Annotated in this window: 2 protein-coding genes; both read right to left on the bottom strand. The window is 67.8% G+C overall.

What is annotated here, in order from left to right; genetic code table 11:
- A partial coding sequence (locus tag ACFWF3_RS34090; protein WP_379318131.1) for a sigma factor occupies window positions 1-283 on the bottom strand: 283 nt, incomplete at its 3' end.
- 105 nt (window positions 284-388) lie between these two features.
- A complete protein-coding gene (gene rox / locus ACFWF3_RS34095) occupies window positions 389-1,828 on the bottom strand; it encodes a rifampin monooxygenase (RefSeq protein ID WP_379318133.1) in 1,440 nt (479 codons plus the stop codon).
- Between the last annotated feature and the right edge of the window lie 105 nt (window positions 1,829-1,933).

Consider the following 1,933-nt stretch of genomic DNA (forward strand, 5'->3'; position numbering starts at 1 on the left):
GCAACACATCCTGCCCCGCGTCGGGCGCGGTACGGATCGGTTCGGGCAGCCAGGTGCCGACGTAATCCTCGCGGCGACGCCGGACCGTGCGGAGATGATTGATCGCCTGACGGGTGACGATCTGCACCAGGTACGCGCGCGGATGCATCACCTCCGTCGCGTCGCGCCAGCGAAGGTAGCTGTCCTGCAACACGTCCTCGGCGTCGGCGGCACAGCCCAGGATTTCGTAGGCGATCGTGAACAGCAGTGGCCGGAATGTGGCGAATGTGTCGGACTCGGTCATCGGGCCACCCCTGCGCGCCTCATACACCGATGATTCCGGGCGACAGCGAGTCAGCGCAACCACGCTGTCGCGCAGACGATCCCCGTCGATGCTGCGGACGACACCTCATATCGCTGCGGTGCTGTCGCGCCGACCGAACCAGACAGGCAGGTGGTCGAGTAGGTCCTGCTGCTCTCGACCGACCCATGCCACATGCCCGTCAGGGCGAAGCAGTACCGCGGGGGCGTCGAGTTCTTCGCTGACGTCGACGATGTGGTCGACCCGGTCCGCCCATCCCCGCACGCAGAGGTGGCCGGTCTGGTCGAGAAGCAGTCCACGGCCCGCGTGCATGTGCGCGTAGAGGCGACCGCGTTTCAAGGCGATATCGCGCAATCGCCGACCGAGCAGTGGGTCGCCCTCGCCGAAGTCGTAACGGATCGCGATGGCGATGATCTTCTCGGTGAGATAGCAGCTCACCTCGTCGAATTCCATCAGCTGAGATACCAGCCTGCGTACCGCCTGTGGTCCCGCGTCCAGTGACATCAGCTCCATCTGGGCGCGGGTGTTGTCGAGCACGTCGGCGGCCACGGGGTGGCGTTCGGTCTGGTAGGTGTCGAGCAAGCCCGGCGGCGCCCAGCCGTTGATCTCGGCGGCCAGTTTCCAGCCGAGGTTGAACGCGTCCTGCACGCCCAGGTTCAGGCCCTGTCCGCCGGTGGGCGGGTGGATGTGGGCGGCGTCGCCTGCCAGCAGCACGCGGCCGACGCGGTAGTGCTCGGCTTGGCGGGTGCCGTCGCCGAAACGCGACAGCCACCGCGGCGAGTGCGCGCCGAAGTCGGTGCCCGCGGTGGCGATGAGCTGTTGTTTCATTTCCTCGAGGGTGGGCGCGACAGCCCGGTCCTCGGCGACTCCGGCCGCGGGGGCGAGGACGCGGTAGACCCCGTCTGCCAGGGGCATCGCGCCGAATCGCAGCTGGGACTTGCGGACTTCGGTCATCACCTCGGTGATCGTTTCCGGTGACGCGGTCAATGCCATTTCGCCGAGCAGGGTCTCGACCCGGCTCGGCTCACCGGGGAACGCGACACCGAGCAGCCTGCGCACGGTGCTCCGGCCACCGTCGCAGCCGACGAGATAGCGCGCACGCAACCGGGTGCCGTCGGCCAGTTCGACGGTGACCGCGTCGTCGCGCTGGCTCACGCCGACCACTTCGGTGCCGCGCCGGATCTCGGCACCGAGTTCGGTGGCGTGCTCGCTCAGCAGCTGATCGGTGCGAGGTTGCGGGATGGCCAGGACATAGGGGTGGGCGGTGTCGAGTCGCTCGGGCGCCGGTGTGGGGATGCCGGCGAAGAATCCGCCGAGCGGATGTCGGCGTCCGAGCGCGAGGAACCGGTCGAGCAGGCCGCGCTGATCCATGATCTCGATACTGCGCGCGTGCAGGCCGAGCGAGCGGACGATCTTCGTCGGCTCCGCGTCCTTCTCCAGCACGACCACCCGCACCGCGTGCAGCCTCAATTCGGCGGCCAGCATCATGCCGGTCGGTCCACCGCCGACCACGATCACGTCGATCATCGACTACTCCCCTTCGACAAGATTCCCGCAGGTTGCGGGCTCGCCGAGAGATTGTGCGGCATCACCGGGGTCTTGCCGCAAGCCCCGGGGTGCGCTATATGTTAG

The sequence above is a fragment of the Nocardia sp. NPDC060220 genome (assembly GCF_042727815.1).
In the GTDB taxonomy this organism is placed as follows: domain Bacteria; phylum Actinomycetota; class Actinomycetes; order Mycobacteriales; family Mycobacteriaceae; genus Nocardia.

Excerpts from the sequence above, each read along its gene's own strand:
- rox (WP_379318133.1), bottom strand. The coding sequence starts at position 1,828 with ATGATCGACGTGATCGTGGTCGGCGGTGGACCGACCGGCATGATGCTG.